This is a genomic window from Streptomyces sp. LZ34 (assembly GCF_053890475.1).
The window spans coordinates 11,381,391-11,400,068 of sequence record NZ_CM132680.1 but is presented as its reverse complement, the minus strand read 5'-3'; the positions used below and the strand labels follow the sequence as shown (position 1 = coordinate 11,400,068).

17 protein-coding genes are annotated in these 18,678 nt (G+C 69.6%); 7 read left to right on the top strand and 10 right to left on the bottom strand.

Annotation, left to right across the window (positions count from 1 at the left end; all coding sequences use genetic code 11):
- Nucleotides 1–13 precede the first annotated feature (13 nt).
- The 8 genes from ACWY4P_RS49300 to ACWY4P_RS49265 are packed head-to-tail and all read right to left on the bottom strand — an operon-like array spanning nt 14 to nt 8,725.
- The gene (locus ACWY4P_RS49300) at nt 14–811 is read right to left on the bottom strand and encodes an SDR family NAD(P)-dependent oxidoreductase (protein ID WP_456213312.1); all 798 of its coding nucleotides are present in this window, start codon (nt 809–811) and stop codon (nt 14–16) included.
- A 5-nt stretch (nt 812–816) separates the two neighbouring features.
- Nucleotides 817–2,319 (bottom strand): aldehyde dehydrogenase family protein, encoded by a 1,503-nt coding sequence (locus tag ACWY4P_RS49295; protein ID WP_456207316.1) that lies wholly within the window; start codon nt 2,317–2,319, stop codon nt 817–819.
- Between the two features lie 2 nt (nt 2,320–2,321).
- Nucleotides 2,322–3,188, bottom strand: coding sequence for an ATP-binding cassette domain-containing protein (locus tag ACWY4P_RS49290; protein WP_456207315.1), 867 nt, complete (start codon nt 3,186–3,188; stop codon nt 2,322–2,324).
- Entirely contained in the window at nt 3,181–4,260 is a 1,080-nt protein-coding gene (locus ACWY4P_RS49285) for an ABC transporter ATP-binding protein (protein ID WP_456207314.1), read from the bottom strand. Before ACWY4P_RS49285 ends, ACWY4P_RS49290 begins: the two co-directional genes overlap by 8 nt.
- Nucleotides 4,257–5,150 carry an ABC transporter permease gene (locus ACWY4P_RS49280; RefSeq protein ID WP_456207313.1) on the bottom strand — a complete coding sequence of 298 codons (894 nt, stop codon included), beginning with the start codon at nt 5,148–5,150 and terminating at the stop codon, nt 4,257–4,259. Before ACWY4P_RS49280 ends, ACWY4P_RS49285 begins: the two co-directional genes overlap by 4 nt.
- Nucleotides 5,147–6,097 carry an ABC transporter permease gene (locus tag ACWY4P_RS49275; RefSeq protein ID WP_456207312.1) on the bottom strand — a complete coding sequence of 317 codons (951 nt, stop codon included), beginning with the start codon at nt 6,095–6,097 and terminating at the stop codon, nt 5,147–5,149. The genes ACWY4P_RS49280 and ACWY4P_RS49275 overlap by 4 nt, the downstream gene beginning before the upstream one ends.
- Before the next feature lie 16 nt (nt 6,098–6,113).
- Nucleotides 6,114–7,646 (bottom strand): ABC transporter substrate-binding protein, encoded by a 1,533-nt coding sequence (locus tag ACWY4P_RS49270; RefSeq protein WP_456207311.1) that lies wholly within the window; start codon nt 7,644–7,646, stop codon nt 6,114–6,116.
- 5 nt (nt 7,647–7,651) lie between these two features.
- Nucleotides 7,652–8,725 carry an isocitrate/isopropylmalate dehydrogenase family protein gene (locus ACWY4P_RS49265; protein ID WP_456207310.1) on the bottom strand — a complete coding sequence of 358 codons (1,074 nt, stop codon included), beginning with the start codon at nt 8,723–8,725 and terminating at the stop codon, nt 7,652–7,654.
- 150 nt (nt 8,726–8,875) lie between these two features.
- Here ACWY4P_RS49265 and ACWY4P_RS49260 point away from each other — a divergent pair, with 150 nt between their 5' ends.
- On the top strand, nt 8,876–10,336 hold the full coding sequence (locus ACWY4P_RS49260) for an amidase (RefSeq protein WP_456207309.1): 1,461 nt from the start codon (nt 8,876–8,878) through the stop codon (nt 10,334–10,336).
- Nucleotides 10,333–11,100 carry a FadR/GntR family transcriptional regulator gene (locus ACWY4P_RS49255; protein WP_456207308.1) on the top strand — a complete coding sequence of 256 codons (768 nt, stop codon included), beginning with the start codon at nt 10,333–10,335 and terminating at the stop codon, nt 11,098–11,100. Before ACWY4P_RS49260 ends, ACWY4P_RS49255 begins: the two co-directional genes overlap by 4 nt.
- 33 nt (nt 11,101–11,133) lie before the next feature.
- Here the strand turns inward: ACWY4P_RS49255 and ACWY4P_RS49250 are convergent, their stop codons facing one another.
- Complete coding sequence (locus tag ACWY4P_RS49250; protein ID WP_456207307.1) at nt 11,134–12,732, bottom strand: PucR family transcriptional regulator; 1,599 nt, start codon at nt 12,730–12,732, stop codon at nt 11,134–11,136.
- A 141-nt stretch (nt 12,733–12,873) separates the two neighbouring features.
- On the opposite strand from ACWY4P_RS49250, the gene ACWY4P_RS49245 reads away from it, so the two are divergent.
- Together ACWY4P_RS49245 and ACWY4P_RS49240 are read left to right on the top strand one after the other, a co-directional pair.
- Nucleotides 12,874–14,379 carry a CoA-acylating methylmalonate-semialdehyde dehydrogenase gene (locus tag ACWY4P_RS49245; RefSeq protein WP_456207306.1) on the top strand — a complete coding sequence of 502 codons (1,506 nt, stop codon included), beginning with the start codon at nt 12,874–12,876 and terminating at the stop codon, nt 14,377–14,379.
- A gap of 14 nt (nt 14,380–14,393) precedes the next feature.
- Nucleotides 14,394–15,773, top strand: coding sequence for an aminotransferase class III-fold pyridoxal phosphate-dependent enzyme (locus ACWY4P_RS49240; RefSeq protein WP_456207305.1), 1,380 nt, complete (start codon nt 14,394–14,396; stop codon nt 15,771–15,773).
- 187 nt (nt 15,774–15,960) lie between these two features.
- On the opposite strand, the gene ACWY4P_RS49235 is transcribed toward ACWY4P_RS49240, so the two are convergent.
- A complete protein-coding gene (locus tag ACWY4P_RS49235) occupies nt 15,961–16,569 on the bottom strand; it encodes a TetR/AcrR family transcriptional regulator (protein ID WP_456207304.1) in 609 nt (202 codons plus the stop codon).
- A 46-nt stretch (nt 16,570–16,615) separates the two neighbouring features.
- Here ACWY4P_RS49235 and ACWY4P_RS49230 point away from each other — a divergent pair, with 46 nt between their 5' ends.
- The 3 genes from ACWY4P_RS49230 (at nt 16,616) to ACWY4P_RS49220 (ending at nt 18,653) form a co-directional block, all read left to right on the top strand.
- The gene (locus ACWY4P_RS49230; RefSeq protein WP_456207303.1) at nt 16,616–17,077 is read left to right on the top strand and encodes an SRPBCC family protein; all 462 of its coding nucleotides are present in this window, start codon (nt 16,616–16,618) and stop codon (nt 17,075–17,077) included.
- Between the two features lie 162 nt (nt 17,078–17,239).
- A complete protein-coding gene (locus ACWY4P_RS49225; protein ID WP_456207302.1) occupies nt 17,240–18,025 on the top strand; it encodes a 2OG-Fe(II) oxygenase in 786 nt (261 codons plus the stop codon).
- A 124-nt stretch (nt 18,026–18,149) separates the two neighbouring features.
- Entirely contained in the window at nt 18,150–18,653 is a 504-nt protein-coding gene (locus ACWY4P_RS49220) for a methylated-DNA--[protein]-cysteine S-methyltransferase (RefSeq protein WP_456207301.1), read from the top strand.
- Nucleotides 18,654–18,678 lie beyond the last annotated feature (25 nt).

Sequence of the window (18,678 nt, the reverse complement as noted above, 5' to 3'; positions counted from 1 at the left end):
TTGTTCGGTCCGGTCAGTTGGGCGGTGTATAGCGTCCGTCGATCGCTGTCCAGCCACCATCCACGAAAAGCTGGCTCCCCGTGACGAAGGATGACGCGTCCGAGGCGAGGTAGACGACGGCGCCGGCCAGCTCGTCGGGCCGTGACCAGCGCCCCAGCGCGCTCTTGGTCGCATAGGCCTCCGACCATTCCGGCACAGCCCTGATCTGCGTGGTCAGCGGTGTGTCCACGATGCCCGGGGCGATGGTGTTCACCCGCACGCCCGACGGGCCCAGTTCGGCTGCCGCGGTCCGCGCCAGCTGGACGAGGCCCGCCTTCGTGGCCGCGTACACCCCCTGTCCCGGCTCGACGGCAACCGCGCGAATCGAGCTGAAACCAATGATGCTTCCCCTGCCGCGTTCGGCCATGCCACGGCCGAACGCCCGCACCAGGTCGAAGGATGCGCGCAGATTGAGCGCCACGACCCGCTCGAATTCCTCCCCCGTGTAATCGAGCAGGCGCTTGCGCACGTTCGTCGCCGCGGTGAAGACGAGCACGTCGACGGGTCCGAGCTCCTCGGCGGCCCGCACGACCGCCTCGCTGTCGAGCACGTCGAGGGCGTACGCCGAAAGACCCGGCCCCATCGACGCCGACGCCGTGGCCGCCGTCAGGTCACGGTCGGCGCACACCACCGTGGCGCCGTGCGCGGCGAGGGCCAGGGCGCTCTCGCGGCCTATTCCGCTGCCCGCGCCCACCACGACAGCCTTGCGGCCGTCGAGCCTGAACAGGCGGGAGTACTCCTCCACCGCATCGGTGCGGTCTTTTGCTTGCATGGTCCTCACGGCTTCGTTGTTGTCGGACGGATCACTGCCATACGGGTCACGGTGAGCTCTTCGATGGCGAACCTCGGGCCCTCCCGTCCGGCCCCGGAGTCCTTCACGCCGCCGTACGGCATGACGTCGGAGCGGAAGCCGGGAACCTCGTTGACGACCACTCCGCCCACCTCCAGGCGGTCGAGCGCGGCGAACGCCGTGTCGAGGGCGCTGGTGTAGACGCTCGCGTGCAGTCCGTAGCGCGAGTCGTTGACCAGGTCGAAGGCCGTCTCCAGATCGGGGACGGACCGTACCGCGACCACGGGGCCGAAGACTTCCTCGTCCCAGACGGCGAGGGCGCGGTCCACGTCGAGCAGCACGACGGGCTCGATCACCCCGTCGATGACCCTGCCTCCGGCCACCAGCGACGCCCCCGCCTCCACCGCCTCTTCCAGCCACGCACACACCCGCTTGGTCGACCGCTCGTCGATGAGTGCCGAGACTCTCGTCGCCGGACCGCGGGGATCGCCCACGACCACCTGGGCCACCCGCTCCGTCAAGCGGGCCACGAACTCCTCCCGCACGGCGTCCACCACGATGACCCGCTGCACGCTGATGCACGCCTGGCCCGACGCGTAGTATCCGCCGCGCACCACCGCATCGGCGGCGGCGTCGAGGTCGGCGTCAGCGGCCACCACCAAGGCGGCGTTGGAGCCGAGTTCGAGCAACACCTTGGTCGGTGCCGCGTCCCGGGCGATCTGGTGGCCCACGGCGGCGGAACCGGTGAAGGACACCGCCCCGATCCGGCGGTCGGTGGTCAGCGCGACGCCCACTTCGGGGCCCCCGGTCACCAGCTGTACCGCGGCCTGCGGCGCACCGGCGGCGCGAAGGGCCTCGCGGAGCAGGTGCACCAGCCACAGGGTGGCCAGCGGCGTCTGCGGGGCGGGCTTGACGACGACCGGGCAGCCGGCGGCCAGCGATGGCGCGATCTTGTGCGTGGCGAGCAGCAGCGGGTAGTTGAAGCCCGCGATGCCCACCACCACGCCGATCGGCTTACGGGTCCAGAAGCCCAGCAGCCCCTCCCCCGACGGCAGCAGGTCCAGCGGCACCGTCTCCCCGTGCAGCCGGGCCACTTCCTCGGCCGCCGTCAGCAGGGTCAGCAGCGTGCGATCCACCTCGACACGGCAGTCGACCAGCGGCTTGCCGGTCTCCAGGACCAGGAGCCGCTCGAAGTCCGCGCGTCGGGACGCGACCGCCTCGTGCGTGGCGAGCAGCGCCGCCCTGCGCGTGTGCGAGGGGAGTCGGCCGACCCGCTCGCGGACCGCGACGGCCGCGTCCACCGCGTGGCGTGCGAGGCCGGCGTCCCCGACCGGCGCCCGGGCGACGAGCGTCCCGTCGTAGGGAAAGCGGACGTCCTCGGCGGCGGGGGCCGCCAACCAGGTCTCGCCGATGGGTAGCCCCGTCGGGAACTGGTGAAACTCCCTCCCCACGGGGCTGTCGCCGCTGGCGGGTTCGACATGGGTAGTCACGGTCAGTACTCCCGGTTGAGGTCGGCCGCCGACACTCCGGACAGTGCCTTGCCCAGAGTCGGTACGGCGGCGATCAGCCTGCGTGTGTAGGAATGTTGCGGCTCCTCGTACACCTGCTCCGTGGGCCCGGTCTCCACGATCTGTCCGCCGTTCATGACCGCGACCCGGTCGCACACATGGCGGACCACAGACAGGTCGTGGGAGACGAAGACCAGCGTGAGGGACAGCTCCTCGACGAGGTCGGCGATGAGGTTGAGCACTTGGGCCCGTACGGACACATCCAGGGCGCTCACCGGCTCGTCGGCCACGATGATCTTCGGGCGGGGGGCGAGGGCGCGCGCGATCGAGATGCGCTGCCGCTGGCCGCCGGAGAACTGGTGCGGATACCGGTCCGCCGCGTCGGCCCGCAGGCCGACGGCCTCGAGCAACTCGGCCACCCGCTCCCGGCGGTTCGGGTGTCCCTGCGCGACAAGCGGCTCGGCCACGATGTCACCGACACGCATACGGGGGTCCAGCGAACTCATCGGGTCCTGGAACACGAGTTGAAGCCGTTCGCGGACGAACCCGAGCTGTCTTTCCCTGAGCCCGGTGATGTCCCGGCCGTCGATCGCGACGCTGCCGCCGGTGGGGCGGTCGAGCCCGGCCAGAATCCGCAGCAGGGTCGACTTGCCGCACCCCGACTCGCCCACGATGCCGAACCGTTGCCCCTGGGGGACGGCGAAGCTGACGCCGCGCAGGGCGTGCACCGGCGGGCTGGGGCGGCGCAGCGAGGTACGAGGCCGATGGTAGACGCGTGTGACATCGCGGACGCTGATGGCGTCCGCGGAGCCCTTCTGCGATCCGGGGGCGCTGGTCGGCTGCTCAGCCACGGTCGGCCTCCTGGTTCATGGGCGTGCCGGTCGCGGGTGCGCCGCTCTCGGATGCCGGGTGGAAGCAGGCGTAGCCGGAGTCCGGCCCGGTCGGGACCCATTCCGGCCTGGTGGCGCACACCTCGGTCGCGTGGGCGCATCTGTTTCTGAAGACACATCCGGCGGGGAACTGGCCCGCCGGCGGCACCGATCCGGGGATCGTGGCCAGTCGGCCGCGGTCGTCCACCACGGTCAGGTCCGATGCGCCGATCAGGCCCTGGGTGTAGCGATGCCGAGGGCGGGTGAACACCTCCTGGACCGGTCCGGACTCGACCAGCCGCCCGCCGTACATGACCATGACCCGCTCGCAGGCGGTGGCCACCACGGCCAGGTCGTGGGTGATGAACAGCATGGCCGACCTGCGGTCCTGGACACCTCGCACGATCAGGTCGAGCACCCGCGCCTGCACCGTGACGTCAAGCGCGGTGGTGGGTTCGTCGCAGACCAGGAGCGCGGGGTCGTTCGCGAGGGCGATGGCCAGCACCACCCGCTGCCGCTGGCCTCCGGAGAACTGGTGCGGATAGGCCTGCGCGGCGGCCGCGGGGTCGGGGAGCCCCACCTGGGCGAGCAGTTCCACGGCGGCGGCTCGCGCGGAGGCCCGGTCGGGCCTGGTCCGGTGGATCAGCAGCACCTCGGCGATCTGCCGCCCGATCCTCATCGTGGGGTTCAGAGCGGTCATGGGCTCCTGGAAGACCATGGCGATCTCCTTGCCCCGCACCCGGGACATCCGCGCCTCGTCGGCGCCGACCAAGTCGTGGTCGACTCCGGCGAGCCGCACCGAACCCGTGGCCCGGAGCCCTTCGGGGAGCAGGCCCATGACGCTCAGCGCGGTCAGCGACTTCCCCGACCCCGACTCGCCGATCAGGCCGACCCGCTCGCCGGCCCGGATGGTGAAGTCGACATCTTCGACGAGCTTGCGGCCGCCCACCGTTACGTCGAGGTTCCGCACGGCCAATACGTCATCGGGGCCGGGGTCTGGGGAGCCCACCCCCGATGACGTATTGGCCGGTGCCGTGTCGGGTGCCGCGGTCATCGGCGGTCCTCCAGCTTGGGGTCGAAACGGTCGCGCAGGCCGTCACCGAGCAGGTTGAATCCGAGCACCGCCACCGCGATCGCGATGCCCGGGAACACGGCGAGCCGGGGGGCGGACGACAGCATCTCCTGGCTTTCCTGCAGCATCCGGCCCCAGGACGGGGTGGGGGGCGGGGTGCCGAAGCCCAGGAAGGACAGTGCGGCTTCGGCGAGTACGGCGATGGCGAAGCCGACCGACGCCTGCACGATGACGAGACTGCTGACGTTGGGCAGAACATGCCGCACTGCGATCGCGAACGGGCCGCGGCCCGCCGCGCGCGCGGCGGTGACGTACTCGGTCTTCATGACCTGCAGCGTGCCGCCGCGGATCAGCCGGGCGAAATTGGGGATGGACGCGATGCCGATGGCGACCATCGCGACCAGCGTGCTGGCGCCGTACACGGCGGCGAACATGATGGCCAGCAGCAGCGCCGGGAAGGCGAGAAGCAGGTCGTTGGCGCGCATCAGCAGCTCGCCGAGCCAGCGGGGCGCCATTCCGGCGGCGATGCCGAGGGGCACCCCGACCAGGGCGGCGACCCCCACCGCCACGAAGCCGACGAACAGCGTGGTGCGCGAGCCCACCAGGATCTGGCTGAACACATCACGGCCGAATTTGTCCGTGCCGAACCAGTACTCCAGCGACGGCTTCTCCAGCCGCGCCGAGGCGTTCACCAGGGTCGGGTCGTGCGGCGTCCATACGAAGGACAGCAGCGCCAGGCCGAACACGACCGCGACGATGAGACCGCCCACCAGCAGGCTGCCCGTCACCGGGCGGCGCCGACGACGGACGTCGGGCACCGCGGACGCGGCAGCCTTGGTGTCCGGAGCGGACTTGGTGTCCGGAGCACTCATGACGCACCCACCCTGAGCCGCGGGTCGATCACCAGATAGATGATGTCCACCAGGAAGTTCACCAGCAGCACCGCCATTGCGATGATCATGACCACGTCCTGCACCATGATGAGGTCCCGGTTGGAGACGCTGTCCAGCAGCAGGCTCCCGAGCCCGGGGATGACAAAGACCCGTTCAATGACGACGGCGCCCACCAGAAGCGTGGCGAGATGCAACGCCAGGACGGTGACCACGGGCACCGCCGCGTTCCGCAGGCCGTGCCGCAGCAGCGCCCGCGTCGGGCGGAGTCCTTTGGCACGAGCGGTGCGCAGATAGTCCTCCCGGAGGACATCGAGCACGGCGCTGCGGACATAGCGGGTGAGCATGGCCCCCTGCACCAGTCCGAGGGACAGCGCGGGCAGCACCAACTGCTTGAGGAACATGACCGGATCCTGCGCCGGGGGTGTCCAGCCGTTCGCCGGCAGCCACCCGAGCCCCACCGCGAACACGGTGATCAGGAGGATGCCCGCGAGGAAGGCCGGGACGGCCACGCCGACCTGGGACAGGGCCGAGAGAATGAGCCCGGACGGCTTGCGGTGCCGCACCGCCATGAGCGTGCCCATGGGGATCGCCAGGACGCAGGCGAGCGCCATCCCGACACCGACGAGCCACAGGGTGACCTGGAGGCGGTCGGCGATCTGCGGGCCGATCGCCGTCTGTGAGATATACGAGTTCCCCGGGTCGAAGGTCACCAGTCCCTTGACCCAGCTGAAGTACTGGACCACGAGCGGCCGGTCGAGCCCGAACTGCTCGCGCAGTTGCGCCACCGCCGTGTCCGACGCGCTGACACCAAGGGCGACGCGGGCCGGATCCCCTGGCAGCACCGCCATGAACGCGAACACCAATACGGAGCTCACGACAAGGCTGGCCAGGAGGATCCCGATCCGCTGCACCAGACGGACGATCATCGGTTGAGTCCGCCTTTCATGACCGGCCCAGGCCGGTGAGATCCAGCGACTCGGATACGTAGTCCACGGGCAGGCCGGTGATGTCCTTGTCCGCCACCATCAGGTTCGGCAGCAGGAACAGCCAGTCGGCCGCGGCGTCCTTGGACAGCAGCCGGGCGGCCTCGCGCATGGCGGTGATCTGCTCCTCCTGGGTGCCCTGGTCCGCCTTCTTCAGCAACGCGCGGAATTCAGGGTTGTCGTAGTGGGTGTAGTAGCTCTTGTCCCCGAACACCGTCTGCATATCGCGGGGTTCCAGATGTCCGATGATGGACATGTCGTAGTCGGCGTTCTTGAACACGGTGCTCAGCCAGGCGGCGGGGAACTCCAGCTGATCGAGCTTGACCTTGAACCCGGCCTGTTCGAGCTGGCTCTTGACCACGGTGCCGCACGCGGTGGCATAGGGCAGCGTCGGAATCCGCAGCCGCAGCGTACGGCCGGCTTCACCGGACTCCTTGAGAAGCTTCTTCGCCTTGTCGCGGTCGTACGGATACTGGTTCGTGAGGTCCTGGTACCACGGGTCGGTCGGCGGGACCATGCTGCCGATGAGCTTGCCGCGGCCTGCCCAGCAGGTGTCCATCAGGGCCTTGTGGTCGATGGCGTAGCGGACGGCCTGGCGGGCCTTCAGGTTCTTCAGCGGGCCCGAGCCGTTGTTGAAGGAGAGGACCACCTCGCCGTTGGTCGTGCCCTCGATGACCTTGTACTTCGAGTTGTTCTCGAACCGGTCCAGAGAATCCGGGGTCTGCATCGTGCCGATCACGTTGATGGTGCCCGTGAGCAGCGCGTTGTTCATGGCCGTCGGGTCCTTGAAGTACTTGAGGGTGACCGACGCGAAGTGCGGTTCGCGCCCCCAGTAGCCATCACGGCGGGCCAGCGTGATCGAGTCGCCGCGGTTCCACTTCTTCACCACGTACGGGCCGGTGCCCACCGGCTCGGTGGCCAGCTTGCCCACACCGGTCCGGCTGAACATCACGCCGACGCGGGTGGCCATCCGGTACAGCCAGTCGTTGCTCGGCTCCTTCAGGGTGACCTTGAGTTCGGTCGGTGACACCGCCTGCACCGTGTCGACGACGTCCATCTGGGCCTTCTGCGCGATCGTCCAGTCGGACTTGACGTGTTCGATGGAGAACTTCGCGTCCTCGGCGGTGAACGGTGCGCCACTGCTGAACTTGGCGTCCTTCACCAACTGGAACGTGTACGTCTTACGGTCCTTGGACAGGCTCCACGACTTGGCCAGTTGGGGCTGTACCTTCCCGGACTGGTCCAGCTTCACCAGGTTCTCGTAGACGTTGTAGAGCAGTGCCTGGGGAATGGCGGCGCCCGCGGTCTTGGTGATGTCGAGGTTGGCCGGCTCGGCGTTGAGGCCGATCTTCAGGGCGTCGTCGGTCTTCCCGGACTTGCCGGTGCCACCTCCGTCTGCCGTGGACCCGGCCGAGCAGGCTGCCAGCAGTAGGGATGCGAGCGTGGCCGCGACCACCCCGGTGTGTCGCGTCAGCTGCTTGTTGTCTCTCATAGGTTCTACCCCTGGCTTTCCATGGTGTGCAGGACAGCGGATGACACATCCGCTGTGGTGGCGTTTCCGCCGAGGTCGGCCGTGTGGTGCCTGGCATCTCGCAAGGTGCCCGCCACCGCGTCACGGATGCGGCGAGCCACGCCGGTGTGTCCGAGGTCGTCGAGCAGCAGCGCCCCGGAGAGCATGCATGCCACCGGATTCGCCACGCCCTTCCCGGCGATGTCGGGTGCGGAGCCGTGGACGGGTTCGTAGACACCCGGCACATTGGCGCCCGGAAGGACGTTGGCACTGGGCGCCATGCCCATACCGCCGGCGAGCACCGCGGCGAGGTCGGACAGGATGTCGCCGAACAGGTTGCTGGTGAGCAGGACGTCGAGGGAGCGCGGAGCCTGGATCATACGGGCGGCCATGGCGTCGACCAGCACGGTTTCCAGCCGGACCGCCGGGTACTGCTCGCCGACCTCGCGCACCACCCGGTCCCACAGCGGATAGCCGTATCGCATCGCGTTGGACTTGGTCACCAGGCACAGCCGCCCCGACCGCCGGCCGGCCAGGGCGAAGGCATGGTGCGCTGCCCGCTCGATGACGCGACGTGAGTGCACCGCGATCTCGATACCGAGATCGTGTCCGCTGCCGGCGTGCGCCACCCCGCCGGCGCCGACGTACTCGCCCTCGGTGTTCTCGCGGACGATGACCAGGTCCACGCCATCGGTGTCGCGCACCTTGGTGGGGACGCCGGGGAACGCGCGCACCGGGCGGATGTTCACGGCGAGGTCGAGCTGTTGCCGCAGGCCGATGATCAGGCCCCAGACCAGTTCGTGATCCGGCACATCGGGGCGTCCGACGGCGCCGAACAACACGGCGTCCGTCTTCTTGACGAGGTCGGCCGCATCGGCCGGCATCGCCGCGCCCTGCCGGAGGAACCGCTCGCCTCCCCAGTCGAACGAGGTCATCTCGAGCCGGTGGCCGTCGGCCTCCAGCGCGGCCCGGAGCACGGGCACCGTTGCCGCGACGACCTCGGGGCCGATTCCGTCACCCGGTATGACGGCGAGCCGCACGACCTTGGTCTCCCTCGTCATCAACGCCACCTTCCCCTCTCACTGGCCTGACCAGTAAGCTCACTTGCCAGGTACCGTGACGACTGAGGCTGTGCTTGTCAAGGGTTCAAATGCGACGGACGTCGCGAGGGGGCGCCGCCCAGCGGTAGCTGGGGGATAGGGAGAGTGCAAGTGCTCACCGAACAGGGCCTGGCCACCATGCCGGCCGTCGAGATGGTGGCCGGATTCGCTGACCGCACGCTGTCGCCCGTGCAGGTCCACGACGCCGTCCAGGCGGTGATCGAGGCGCGCGAGAGTGTGCTCAACGCGTTCTGGGTGCGGGATCCGGACGAGTCCCGCAAGGCAGCCCTGGCCAGCGAGGCCCGATGGGCGGCGGGGGAACCGCTCGGGCCCATCGACGGCGTGCCCGTGACGCTGAAGGAGAACGTCGCCCGCAGGGGCGTCCCCATGCCCTCGGGCAACGCGGGGGTCGAGCCGGTCGTCCCCGAGGCGGACGCGCCCATCACCGCGCGGGTCGTCGAATCCGGTGGGGTGATACTCGGGTCGACCGTGATGCCGGACTGGGGCATGCTCTCCTCGGGCGTCTCCAGCCGGCACGGCATTTCGCGCAGCCCCTGGAACGCCGCCTGGACCACGGGCGGCTCCAGCTCCGGTGCGGGGGCCGCGGCCGCCGGGGGATACGGTCCGCTCCACGTCGGCACCGACATCGGGGGATCGATCCGGCTGCCGGGCACCTGGCTGGGCCTCGCCACGCTCAAGCCCAGCTACGGGAGGATCCCGCTGGACGCCCCGTACCTGGGGCGCGCCGCCGGCCCCATGACCCGCACCGTGGCGGACGCGGCCCTGTTCATGCGGGTCCTGAGCCGACCGGATCCTCGGGATTGGTCGAGCCTGCCGCCGCAGGACATCGACTGGTCGGCGCTGGACGGCGAGGCACGCGGACTGCGGGTGGGGGTGCACCTGGACGCCGGCTGCGGGGAGCCGTGCGACGCCGAGATCCTCGCCGCGGTGAACCGTGCCGCCGCGGTCTTCGAGGCGGCGGGAGCCGTCGTGGAGCCGGTGGAGCCGTTCATGAGCCAAGATCTCCTGGACGACCTGGATCTGTTCTGGCGGGTGCGGTCCTGGAACGACTTCCGCGAACTGGCGCCCGAGGCCGCGCTGCGCGTCCACCCTCACATCGTCCAATGGTGTCGGGGCGGCGCGGACGTGCCGGGCACGAGGGTGCTCCAGTGCTACCAGCAGATCATGCGCATCCAGGCGCGGACCGTGGCGGCGACGGCCCCGTACGATCTGGTGCTCTCGCCGGTAGCTCCGGTGGCGGCGTTTCCCGCTGAGCGGCCGATGCCGTTCGCGGGGGACGCGAAGACCATGCACCACATCGGCTTCACCGCGCCGTACAACATGTCGGGCCAGCCCGCGGCGACCGTCAACTGCGGCTTTACGGCGGACCGCCGGCCCATCGGGGTACAGATCGCGGGCCGCCGTTTCGACGATCTCGGTGTCCTGAGGGCGGCTGCGTGGTACGAACGGAACCGGCCTGCCGAGGCGGTCCCGCACTGGCCGGACAGCGTCCCCGGGGCGCCCACCGGGGAGAAGACAACATCGACCACGCTCGAAGGGGAGAAGCCGTGAGTGACGGGGCACAGTTCCGGCAGGTCTCACCGGTACGGCTCTACCAGCGCATCGTCGAGCAGATCGAGCAAGCGATAGCGCGAGGCGACCTGAAGCCCGGGCAACGTCTGCCGAGCGAGCGGGAGCTGGTGACGCAGTTCGGGGCGAGCCGGCCCACCGTGCGGGAGGCCTTGCGCGTACTGGAGAGCAACGGCCTCGTCCGCTCGCGCCCGGGTGACCCGAACGGCCCGGAGATCCTGCCGTTCACGCCGGCCGGCCTGACCAAGGAGATGACCCGGCTCGTCCAGTTCGACAACATGTCGATGGCCGAGTTGATCTCGTTCCGCATGATCCTCGACGGGTCGGCGAGCTTGCTGGCGGCTCGGCTGCGGTCCGAGGAGGAGCTGTCCGCCATGGAACGGACGCTTGCCGTCATGTCGGACGCGATCGAGGCGGGGTACGAGGAGTTCAGCAAGGCAGACGTGGCATTCCACGAGGCGGTGGCCGTGGCCAGCCGCAACTCCCTCATCGAGGTCTGCAACCAGGTGGTCCGGGGCGCTGTCCTCTCGCTGATCTCGGACAAGGTCGCCCATGCGCGCAACAGCACGGCGCTCATGCGGAAGTCGCTCCGCCACCACCAGGAGGTGCTCGAGGCGATCCGGGTACGGGACGGCCTGGCGGCAGCACGCATCTCGCGGCGGACACTCTACGACTACTACGCCGGCTACGTCCCCGAGAACGAGCAGGGGCCGCTGCTCGCGCTCGTGGATGACGAGGAGACCTGAACCTCTGCCGCTCGAAGAACGGCTGCCCAAAGGTCAGCGAGCGTCGATGATCATGAGGGCAGTGTGGAGCGAGGTACGTGACTCGGCGGACTCCAGTGAGACGTCAAGGACGCGTTCGATGGTCCGCAGACGGCTGTAGAGGGTGGGGCGGCTCAGGCCGGTCAGGCGAGCGGTGTGCGTCTTGGAGCCTGCGCAGTCGAGGTGGGTGCGCAGCAGAGCCAAGAGGTTGTCGCCTGTGCGGGCGTCGTGGTCGAGGAGGCGGCCCAGTTCGGTCTCGGCGAATGCCTGTACGCGGTGGTCATTGCGAAGGAGGGCGACAAGGCCCCGCAGACGTACGTCAGTTGAGCGGTAGAGGCGGTTGGTCTCCGGCATGGTCAGACCCACGTCGGCCACGTGTTCCGCTTCGGTGATGCCCTGGGCTGCCGCGATGAGGCTCGGGGAGGCGGGTGCGGTGCCGGCGACCCAGCCGTCCATGCCGCTCCGTCCGGTCAGCCGCTCGCGCAGACCGCCGCACACGGTGTTGAGCGCGCTGTCGGCGTCCCTGGGGGGACACGACATGATCGCCGAGACGGTTCCGGCCCGGCGGATGGAGACGATCGCGCTCTGACCGGCTGCGGCAACCGCCCGACGTACGGCGGTCAGGAGACGGCGGTCGACTTCGCCCTGGGTCAGTGCGTCGGTGTCGGGCCGCCCGGGAACCCGTACGGAAAGCGGCACGTATCGGGTGCTCGGGGTGAGGCCGAGGGCGCTCGCCCGTGCCAGGGCCTCCGTACCGTCGTTGATCCGGCCGTTGAGCAAGTCGTCCAGGAGGCCGCCGAGCGCGTGGACGACGAGGGCATCGCGCTCCTGCTGGATCATCCGGTGCAACTGAAGGGACTGCGCGGCGCGTTCGAGGACCATGCGGGCGCGAGATGCGTTCGGTGTCTGTGTGGGCAGGACGAGCCGGCCCCATCGTTCCGAGCCGACGCCCACCGGGACGACCGACCAGGCCGACCCGCTGGTGGGGGCACTCGCGGAGTCGTGGAGACGTGATCGTTCGGCCCACTGGTCCAGCAGTTGGGCCGTCGGGGTGTCCGCGGCACAGAAGGCCAGCACATGTCGGCTGAGATCTTCCAGTACGAGGGGCGCGCCCAGGGTCTGTGCCGCGCGTGTCACGATGTCCGTGGTGGAGGCGCGGGCGATGTTGAGCGAGGTGAAGACCTCGTGGGTGGTCCGGGCGAATTCCACCTCGTCGTACTGGTCCGCCACGATCAGCCGGTGCACCTGCTGGGTGACCTCGATGAAGCGGATCTTGGCGGTCAGGACCACCACGGGGAGACGGACCGAGTCGGCCAGGGTCCCCAGGTAGTCGGGCGCCGTCTTGAGGTGGGTGCCCAGCTCGATGACGAGCCCCGCCACGTCCTGCTCGGCCAGCATGGTCAGGTAGGCGGATGCCTGGCGGGCACCGCCGGACAGGGGCAGACCGGTGGTCAGGACGAGTTCGCCGCCCTCGAGCAGATCGGTGAGGTCGGTGAGGTCGCTGATGTGGACCCAGCGGACCGGGCGGTCGAGGTGGTCCCGGCCGCCGATGGCGCGCGGCCGGCCCGCGGCCATGACCGGGAGTGCGAGGACTTCCTGGATCGTCAGCTGCATTCACGAAGTGTAAAAAACTGACCGGACTTTTTTACAGTCTGTCGGTCCAGGTTCTGGCAGCCTCACAGCAAGCCGGCCGACGGCCCTTCCCCGGCGCCGGGCCCGCAGCGTCATGAATGATCAAGCGAGGGCGAGGAATCAGTGGCGACCAGTGATCTGTCACGCATTGGCCATTGGGTCAACAACAAGGCCTTCCCCGGCACGAGCGGCCGTACCGTCGCGGTGACCAATCCCGCGACCGGTGCGGTGACGCGCGAGGTGGCCCTGGCCCATGTGGAGGACTCACGTGCGGTGATCGAGGCGGCCGCGGCCGCCTTCCCCACCTGGCGCGACACCTCGCTGGCCAAGCGCACCGCGATCATGTTCCGGTTCCGTGAGCTGCTCAACGAGCGCAAGGGCGAGCTCGCCGAGATCATCACCAGCGAGCACGGCAAGGTCCTGTCCGACGCGCTGGGCGAGGTCACCCGCGGCCAGGAGGTCGTGGAGTTCGCCTGCGGCATCCCGCACCTGCTCAAGGGCGGGTTCAGCGAGAACGCCTCGACCGGGGTGGACGTGACCTCGATCCGGCAGCCGCTCGGGGTGGTCGGCATCATCTCGCCCTTCAACTTCCCCGCCATGGTGCCCATGTGGTTCTTCCCCGTAGCCATCGCGGCCGGCAACACCGTGGTGCTCAAGCCGAGCGAGAAGGATCCCTCGGCCGCCCTGTGGCTGGCCGAGCTGTGGGCCGAGGCCGGACTGCCTCCCGGTGTGTTCAACGTGCTACAGGGTGACAAGGTCGCGGTCGACGAGTTGCTGTCCCACCGGGCCGTCAAGGCCATCAGCTTCGTGGGCTCCACCCCGGTCGCCGAGTACGTGTACGCCGCGGGAACCGCCAAGGGGAAGCGGGTCCAGGCTCTGGGCGGGGCGAAGAACCACGCCGTCGTCCTGCCCGACGCCGACCTGGACCTCGCTGCCGATGCCATGGTCAACGCCGGGTTCGGGTCGGCCGGGGAGCGTTGCATGGCCATCTCCGCCGTCGTGGCGGTCGGCGACATCGCCGACGAGCTGGTCGCGAAGATCGCCGAGCGCACCCGGCGCGTCAAGACCGGCGACGGCACCCGGGACTGTGACATGGGGCCGCTGGTGACGGCCGCGCACCGCGACCGGGTCGCCTCCTACGTCGACGGGGCCGAGCGGGAGGGCGCGGCCATCGTCGTGGACGGACGGCAGGTGGTGGCCGACGGCGGCCAGGACGGTTTCTGGCTCGGCCCGACCCTGGTCGATCACGTCACCACCGGTATGAGCTGCTACACCGACGAGATCTTCGGACCGGTCCTGTCCATCCTGCGGGTCGACTCGTACGACAAGGCCCTGGAGCTGGTCAACTCGAACCCGTACGGCAACGGCACGGCGATCTTCACCAACGACGGCGGGGCCGCGCGCCGCTTCCACAGCGAGGTCGAGGTCGGCATGGTCGGCATCAACGTGCCGATTCCCGTGCCGATGGCCTACTACAGCTTCGGCGGCTGGAAGAGCTCCCTGTTCGGGGACACCCACGCGCACGGCACCGAGGGCGTGCACTTCTTCACCCGCGGCAAGGTCGTCACCACCCGCTGGCGCGGCCCCAGCCAGGGCGGCCTCAACCTCGGCTTCCCGCAGACCACCTGAAGGAGACGCCCGCCATGACTCTCGTCCACCCCGAGCGGGGCACGCAGGCCGTCGCCCGGACCTACGAGCTCGACCGCCGCCATGTCTTCCACTCCTGGTCCGCCCAGGCCGAACTCACCCCCATGGTCATCACCCGCGCCGAGGGTTCCTACATCTGGGACGGCGAGGGCAACCGGCTGCTCGACTTCTCCTCCCAGCTGGTGAACACCAACATCGGCCACCAGCACCCCTATGTGGTGGAAGCGATCGCCCACCAGGCCCGCACCCTGGCCACCGTCGCCCCGCAGCACGCCAACGACCAGCGCTCCGAGGCGGCCCGCCTGATCTGCGAACGGGCCCCCGGCGATCTGAACCGGGTGTTCTTCACCAACGGCGGTGCCGACGCCAACGAACACGCCGTGCGCATGGCGCGGCTGACCACCGGCCGGCCCAAGGTACTGAGCCGCTACCGCTCGTACCACGGCGGAACGCAGACCGCGATCAACCTGACCGGGGACCCGCGCCGCTGGCCCAACGACGAAGGGACCTCCGGCGTGGTCCACTTCTTCGGCCCGTACCTGTATCGCAGCCACTTCGACGCGACGACCGAAGAGGAGGAGTGCCGGCGGGCGCTCGCACACCTCGAGCAGGTCATCGAGCTCGAGGGGCCGCAGACCATCGCCGCGATCCTGCTGGAGGCCATCCCCGGGACGGCCGGCATCATGCTGCCCCCGCCGGGCTATCTCGCGGGCGTGAGGGAGCTGTGCGACCGGTACGGCATCATGTTCATCGTCGACGAGGTGATGACCGGCTTCGGCCGCACCGGCGCGTGGTTCGTCTGCGACGACGAAGACGTGGCCCCCGACCTGCTGACCTTCGCCAAGGGCGTCAACTCCGGGTACGTCCCGCTGGGCGGTGTCGTCATCTCGGACCGGATCGCCGAACACTTCGCACACCGTCCCTACCCCGGCGGGCTCACCTACTCCGGGCACCCCCTGGCGTGTGCGGCGGCCGTCGCCGCGATCACCGTCATGGAGCGCGACGGCATCGTCGACAACGCCCGCCGCATCGGCACCGACGTGATCGGCCCCGAACTCGTCCGGCTCGCCGGACAACACCCCAGCGTGGGCGAGGTCCGCGGACGCGGCGTCTTCTGGGCCATCGAGCTCGTCACCGACCGGCACACCCGCCGGCCTGTCGCGCCGACCGGGGGCAGCAGCCCGGTGATGGCCGAGGCCGTCCGCACCGCGAAGGAGCTCGGGCTGCTGCCGTTCACCAACTCGAACCGCATCCACCTCGTGCCACCGTGCACCATCACCGAATCCGAGGCCCGCGAGGGGCTCCACATCATCGACCAGGTCCTGAGCCGGGTCGATGCGCTGGTCCACAGCGTAAGCAAGGGCGATTCCCTTTAGACCCCGCGGGACTCCGCCGCCCGCTGCGCGCCCAGCCCTCCAGCCACTCAAACCACCCGGCACGGCGCGACTCGGCCACCACCACCCGGCCCCGGGTGAATGTCATACGCTCGCCGTCCGCGTGTACGGGCCGTGCCGCGCCGGTCCGGGCGGCCGCCGACGGCGCAGGGTGTCGGCGGCGACTCCGTCACTCCGAGCCGTAGTACAGCCGGAGGAACTCCTCCATCGCCGCGTCGACGCCGGCGCGGTCACCGGTGGCGAGCAGGTCGAGCAGCAGACCGCGGACGGTGGCAAGTCCCAGCCTGGCGCGGTTCCGGGCCATGGCAGGGTCCGCCCCTGCGCCGACCTCGGCGGCCACGAGCGGCTCCAGCCAGTCCGTCACGAGCCCTTCGAGGACCGGGACGGCCTCGGGGCGGCCCCGCAGCGCCTGCCCGCAGATTTCGAAGAAGAGCCGCTCCTGACCGGCCAGCCGAGGATCCGTCAGCTGCTGCCACAGCAGCCGGGCGACATCGGCGGGCGAGAGGCCGGGCTCCAGGCGGAGCCGAGACAGCAGATCGCGCTGGCGCCGCTCCGATGTCCGGACGATCTCGATGAGCAGCTGTTCCTTGGATCCGAAGTAGTGGATCAGCATGCGGTGACTGACACCGATCGCGGCGCCCAGGCGGCGCAGGCTCAGGTCCGCGATGCCGTGCGCCGCGACGTGGTCGACAGCCGCGTCCACCAGCTGTGTGCGCCGGTCCCCGTCCGTGTCCTGCCCCGCCTCGCCCTCGGGATGCGAGCCGCTCGTATTCACCACATCGCGAGTGTACCAATTGGTACATGGGGCATGTACCGTGTGGTACATGAAGTCTGTCACCGTGTCGATCGACGTACCGCAGACGCCCGAGCAGGTCTACGACTTCCTCGATGTCATGGCTCACCACGAGCGATTCACCAACCACTACCTGACCGACTGGCGCCACAGCGGCCCCGGCCGCGGCATCGGATCGTGCGCCATGGTCACCGCGACGCTGGGCGGCACGAAGACCGACGTCACCATCCAGGTCGTCGAGGCCGACGCGCCGCGGCGCATCGTCGAACGCAACGTCAGCGCGGCCGGCCGACGCCTGGCCCATGGCACCTACGCCATCGAACCGCTACGAACCGGGGGGAGCAACATCTCGTTCACGTACACCTGGGTACGCGCTCCTCTCGCCGACCGGCTGCTGGCCCCTGTCGTTCGGACCATGATGCGGCGTGCCAACCGCACGGTCATGCGACGCCTGGCCACCGAGTTGGCTCGCCACGTGTCCACTGCCGTGTGAGTGCACCCGTCACCCCGGGAACGTGACGTCCGAATGCCGCCAGCATCCGGTCGGGACAGACGCGATGCTGGGATGCGAACCAGAGGTGGCCCGCAGCGAGGCGATGCCGCAATCCGGCGGTGACCGCCCCGCCCACCCCCGCCGGCCCAGGAAAGACCCTTCATGAACCAGCCCACTGCCGCCACCGACACCCTCTTCTCCCCCGCCGAATCGGACGGTGCGGCACCGCGCGTCCTTCCCACCGCGGGCCTTGCGGTGCTCAGCGAGCTCAACTGGGACGAGCTGTACGGGCAGTTGAACGAGGAGGGCGTGGCGGTCACCGCGCCACTCCTCTCGCGCGCTCAGTGTCAGGAGATCATCGACACGTTCGACGAGCCCGGCCTGTTCCGCTCCACCGTCGTCATGCAGCGGTACCAGTTCGGCCGCGGCACCTACAAGTACTACGCCGACCCGGCCACCGTCCCGCTGATCCAGACCCTGCGGGAGCGGCTGTATCCGCCGATGGCGTGGATGGCCAACCGGTGGGCGCCGCAGTTGGACGAGCGCACCTTCCCCACCGCGCTGGAAGAGCTGCTGGCCGAGTGTGCGGACAACGGACAGCATCGCTCAACCCCGCTGCTCCTGCGCTACGGCCCCGGCGACTACGCCTGCCTGCACCAGGACATCTACGGCGACATCGTCTTCCCGCTACAGATCGCCATCATGCTCAACCAGCCCGGCGAGGACTTCACCGGCGGCGAGAACGTCTTCGTCGAACAACGGCCCCGGTCCCAGTCCCGGGCGATCGTCGTCAAGCCCCGGCTCGGCCAGGGAATGATCTTCCCGGTGCGCCACCGCCCGGTCCGCGGCAAGAACGGCTTCCGCCGCCACCCGATGCGCCACGGCACCAACGCCGTCGAGACCGGACACCGCAACACCCTCGGCATCATCTTCCACAACGCCCGCTGATCCCCTGCCCGCACCGCGACACGACCGCACCCGCGCAGCGCGACGTCCGAATCCCGCCAGAATCCGGGCCGATAACCCCGCATGGTTGAACGTGGAATGCATTGCGGACGAGAAGGAGGCGACGATGACCACCTACACGACGATCACCAGCCCACTGGGCGAGCTGCTCCTGGTGGGCGAGGAAACCGCGACCGGGACCACCCTGACCTCGCTGTCCATGCCCGGCCAGAAGAACGCCCCGGCCATCCGGCCCGGCTGGCGCCACCACCCGGAGCGCTTCGCGGACGTCGCCCGCCAGGTCCGGGCGTACTTCACGGGCGAACTCACCCATTTCGACATCGAGTTCACCCCCAGTGGCACCGACTTCCAGCGTCGTGTGTGGCACGCGGTCGAGGAGATCCCCTTCGGCACCTCGACCACGTACGGCAAGCTCGCCGAGGGGCTCGGCCTGCCGCGCGAGCGGGTCCAGGCCCTGGGCACGGCGATCGGCGCGAACCCTCTGCTGCTGGTGCGCCCCTGCCACCGTGTGATCGGCGCGGACGGCACCATGCGCGGGTACGCCGGAGGCGTCGAGCGCAAAGTCCAGCTCCTCACCCACGAAGGTGTCCTTCAGCCGACGCTGCTCTAAGGGCGTCGCCCCCCGGTGCTGCCTC